This window comes from Chamaesiphon polymorphus CCALA 037, from assembly GCF_003003845.1.
GTDB classification, from domain to species: Bacteria; Cyanobacteriota; Cyanobacteriia; order Cyanobacteriales; family Chamaesiphonaceae; genus Chamaesiphon; species Chamaesiphon polymorphus.
The window spans coordinates 1-4,670 of the sequence record NZ_PVWO01000467.1 but is presented as its reverse complement, the minus strand read 5'-3'; the positions used below and the strand labels follow the sequence as shown (position 1 = coordinate 4,670).

The following is a 4,670-nucleotide window of genomic DNA, read 5'->3' as shown; positions in this document are numbered from 1 at the left end:
TTAAGGTTACAGGCTTGCTCATTGTCAAACTTTAACCCAATTTGACTACCTCTCTCCAAAATGAGCGAACCGTGAGTCAATATAATTAAGGTAGGGGCAATTCATGAATTGCCCCTACCTTAATTATATTGAGCTAAATCGATCGTAAAGCAACCAGCAGTCGATCGTTTTCGGAGATCGTCCGCACGGCAACCCGAAAGAATCGATCGCCCAGTTCGGGAAAACTGATGCAGTCGCGGATCAGGATTTGATGCTGTTCGAGCAGTTTAGTTTGGAGTTCGGTAACCGATCGATCGGATCTGACAAGAATAAAATTAGCAGCCCCAGGATAAGGGTGTAAACCTGTAATTTGCTTTAAGCCTTCAAACAAGCGACTACGAGCCGCTGCCAGCCAATCCCAGGTCGATCGATCGAACTCAGTATCGCCGAGTACCGCGATCGCGGCAGCAGCAGCTAGAGAGTTGACAGGCCAAGGATCGCGCCAATTTTTCCAGCGACGCAATCTGTCGGGATGGGCGATACAGTAGCCCATCCGCAATCCTGGCAAACTATAAAATTTGGTGAGCGATCGCAAGATGACTAGATTGGGATATTCGGCAACGAAGGGGATTAAACTTTGCTGCTCTGTTGGGGGTAGGAAGTCCATGAAGGACTCATCAACTACTACTAGTTCAAATTCTGACAAATAAGCCAAAATAGTCTTCTGCGACCAAATTTGACCAGTAGGATTGTGAGGATTATTAACGATCAGGCCGAGAGAATGCGGAATTTCGGTGGGGAGATGGCGCAACGCAAAGTCGAGATCGCCAATTTCGCCATCATCCATCATCATCGATCTCTCAATAATGCGCGTGCCGAAGGTTTGGAGCGATCGCCAATAGTCGCCAAAGGCGGGGGTCGGTAATAGTGTGGTATTGAGCTTAGAAAACTCCCAACCCGCCCAAGTTAATAGTTCTGCCGCGCCATTGCCCGGTAATACCCACCGAGCTGGGATCTGATGATGAGAAGCGATCGCCTGACAGAGTTCGGGATAGTCGGGATTGGGATAGTTAGTGAGATTATCGATGTGCAGCTTAATGGCTGCGAGTGCCGTTGAGGGAGGGCCTAACGGACTGATACTCGCAGAAAAGTCTAAGATCAGAGAAGGGGAACAACCTGCAACTGTAGCTGCCCAGCTTGGGTTCCCCCCATGTTTTGGTCGATTCAAGGAATATTTCCGAGTATAAATCCAGCTAGATTAATCTATTCGTCAGCAGAAACTTTGTCTTTAAACAGTTTACCAGCAGAGAATGCAGGCACTTTGGTTGCAGGAATTTCCATTTTCTCACCAGTTCTAGGGTTGCGACCCTCACGTTTTTGACGGTTTCTAGGCTCAAACGAACCAAAGCCTACAAGAGTAACTTTGTCACCTTTGGATACAGCTTCCATGATTGCTTCCAATGCGGCTGACAATACTGTATCTGCTTGCTTTTTGGTCACACTAGCTGTTTCAGCTACGCGATCGACTAATTCACCTTTATTCATGTGTAAATCTCCATTGATGAGGTTGTGGATGGACGAGTACAGTACCAGCCCGAACGGGGGTACCATCTATCGTTTGTGGAAATTGGATTCTTGGCTTAGAAACGGATTGACAGAGCGTTAAGGTATTAACACTATCTTCTTCGCCGTTGAATCTTGCAGGTGTTCTACAAACTTTAAGGCTGACTCCACAAGAGTGTAGTTCTGGGTCAGATTTGCCAAAAAGATGCTGAAACTCTCATGCAATATTATTTCCACTGCATTATTCTAATGTCTCCAAGCCTAATCTGGATCGCTGAAAGCTTTAATTTATGTTGATTTTCATTATTTTGCGTATTATTTATGTAAAATTTGGCCAAAAAGAGGGGTCTGGTAGCTCATAAAATGCGGATGAGCGACTAATCTCTAGTGCTCATCTCTACATTATCCAACTACCCAGACCCAGAATTTCAGACTACTATATTTGAGAAATCGTTCCGGCTTTGTCTCACCGATGGAGAAAGTTGTCGCCAGTTTAGCGACCCATCATCAATCTCGCATCAACACCAGGGGTGTAATTGACCTGACCTCTGTTATCGTTGAGAATTTGCGGCGTCAGTAAGACAACAACTTCTTGGCGTTGATTGGTCTTGCTAGTACTGCGGAACAGAGCACCTAAGATCGGAATATCGCCGAGGATGGGTACTTTAGACACGCTAGAGCGATCGGATTCTTGGATGATCCCAGATAAGATCAGGGTTTGACCGTCGCGCAGGCGAATTTCACCAGAGTTGAGCGTCCGGGACTGGAGCAAGCTAATATCGCCATCAGCAGTAGTAATGGTGCTACCGATCGAAGATACAGTCGGCGATACACCCACGGAAACAAATCCATTATCGTCGATCCGATTGACCAAGATTTCTAGGCTCAAGCCAGCTTGCTTGATGATCGGCTCTCTGGTACTAGTCGTCGCACCCGTGCCTGCAACAGTGTTGATCTTAAAGCCACCAAAGACATCTTGAGTCAGGTTGACAGTAGATTTTTGGCCTTCTTGAACCACTAAAGTCGGATCGGTCAAGATCTTACCGTTACCACTAATAATCTGAGCTTGGAGCGTTGAGAGGAATTTACTGGGAACTGCGTAGTTAGTAGGCAATGCGTAAGTAGCTACAGCAGGAGCACCAGGAGTTACCGAGCCAGGAGTGAGCAGTCCGCCTGGTGGTACGAGTTGACCTGTAATAGGACTTCTTACATCGGTCGTACCAGTATTAAATGTGGGGTTGACCACAGTTGGATTACCAGCAGGAGTGAAAGCGGTTATACCTGGTTGAAAAGGATTTTCATTCGTACCGAAATTAGGACGAGGAATGTTACCCAATCCATTTGTATTGCCATTCGCTTGACTGCTAAAGGGAGCATTAGGCTGAAAATCCAGGAAAGGTTGACTAGTACCAGGTAAATTGAGCGCGCCGATGGGAGTCCCGTTAACAATGTTATTGACTTGACTATTGGTAGCAGGAGTAGATCCGCCATAGTTATAGACGGCAGCACCTTTATCGACTGAGAGGAAGCCATCTCCAACTTTAAACGACAAGCTATTGCTCATCGAGTTAAGATTCGAGAGATTGACGTCTACGATTTTGACGTTGAGGGCAACTTGGCGACGGCGAGCATCCAATCTAGTTAAGAGGCTAGTCGCCATTTCGACCTTGCGGGGAGAACCGATTAGGGTGACTGCATTGAGCCGCTCGTCAGTACTGACAGCCAAACCTTTGAGTAAAAGTGGCCCGTTACCTTCGTTGGCTTTGAGTGCCAGAATTTGGGGCGTTCTAGTTTCCACCGTCCGTGCGGAGGCACCTTCGCCGACAGTTTGGAGATCGACTTTAGTGAAAGCAATTTGGGTTTCGGCACCTTGAGTGGTGAGAAAGTTGGCAGCAGCAGCGGAGCTGACTTGGTTCATCCGCAGCGTGCGGACGATCGTTTCGCGGACAGAATCGGGTAAGCGATTGCCGACAAAAATGGTATTGCCAACCCGGTTGGCTTCCAAGCCGCTGAGTTGGAGTACGTAATTAAACGCATTTTGAACTGGCTCGTTGCGCAGGTTGATCGAAATATTGGCCTCAGTTTTAGCTTTACCATCGGCATTAAAGGCACTATCAGCATAAGCTAGATTCAGATTTGCCGATCGAGCCAAGGACTCTAAAACTTCCCGTGCGGGAGTATTTTTAAGTACCATATTGATCCGCGCATTGGATTCGAGATTGATTTGCGGAATGGTGGCATCTAAGTTGGAGACACTGATATCGCCGACTGGCGGTGCCACTGCGCGGGGGCTGGTGGGACTTGCCAGTCCGACACCAGGAGCTGGCGGTACTCCATCAATGGTAATTTTGGGATTGGGAACTAGGGGCTGCTGAGTGGGTTGAGATTGAGCGATGAGATCGCTGCTAGGAGTCGATTTGTCAACGCCTTCGGGCTGTTGGACTACTGCATTGGCACTAGGTGCTGCTAGAGCGGCAACCGTGCTACCCATGACAATACTAGTAATAATCTGTTTGCGTTTGCTCACTTTTATAATTCTCCTATTCCAGGAACTTGTTTACGGGGGATCTATTTTTGAGATCGGTTACTTCGATAAATGAAGAAGAATGTAAGCCTGTCATTATCTAGAGATCCGATTGCATCTCGATCTAACTGCTAACTATGTGGTGCTAAAGCGATTACTTTTTAGCTGGGGGGGGTGGTGGTGGAGTTGCCGCAGCTTGTTCTGCTGGGCTGAGGGGCATCAACGCTTGGATTTTGAATGACGTTTTAATCGTAGATTCTGGCTGAGGAATCAGTCTTCCTTGAGTGTCTACTACGATCTTCTGTGTTGACTTATCCACATCCGCCTTAAAATCTTCGATCAGCAGTAATTGATCGAGTCTTTCGATCGTCCGCAAGATCGATTGGATTTGCTCGAAGTTGCCTGAGACTTCAACAGCAACTACTTTACGCTTGATTTTATTATTTAATGCAGTCCCGAGAGAACCATCTTTAACAATTGCAGCACCATTGCTGCCGCTATCGGCAGGTACTAGTTCTGGCGTAAATTTTTGAAGTTGTCCTTGGCGGATGTTAACTAATTTATTTAGATCTAGGAGTAATGTGTCCAGTTTTTTATCATTAGC

General features: G+C 46.9%; 3 protein-coding genes and 1 pseudogene. All 4 read right to left on the bottom strand.

From position 1 onward, the window contains the following. Positions 1 to 133 precede the first annotated feature (133 nt). On the bottom strand, positions 134 to 1,207 hold the full coding sequence (cobD, locus tag C7B77_RS24540; protein WP_106311099.1) for a threonine-phosphate decarboxylase CobD: 1,074 nt from the start codon (positions 1,205 to 1,207) through the stop codon (positions 134 to 136). Positions 1,208 to 1,242: 35 nt separating this feature from the next. Continuing rightward, on the bottom strand, positions 1,243 to 1,524 hold the full coding sequence (locus tag C7B77_RS24535) for an HU family DNA-binding protein (RefSeq protein WP_015162418.1): 282 nt from the start codon (positions 1,522 to 1,524) through the stop codon (positions 1,243 to 1,245). 511 nt (positions 1,525 to 2,035) lie between these two features. Next, positions 2,036 to 4,069, bottom strand: coding sequence for a secretin N-terminal domain-containing protein (locus C7B77_RS24530; protein WP_106311096.1), 2,034 nt, complete (start codon positions 4,067 to 4,069; stop codon positions 2,036 to 2,038). A 151-nt stretch (positions 4,070 to 4,220) separates the two neighbouring features. Then, positions 4,221 to 4,670, bottom strand: a pseudogene (locus tag C7B77_RS24525) (pilus assembly protein); the annotation flags it as partial.

Coding starts and splice junctions, on each gene's coding strand:
- C7B77_RS24535 (WP_015162418.1), bottom strand. CDS start 1,524: ATGAATAAAGGTGAATTAGTCGATCGCGTAGCTGAAACAGCTAGTGTG.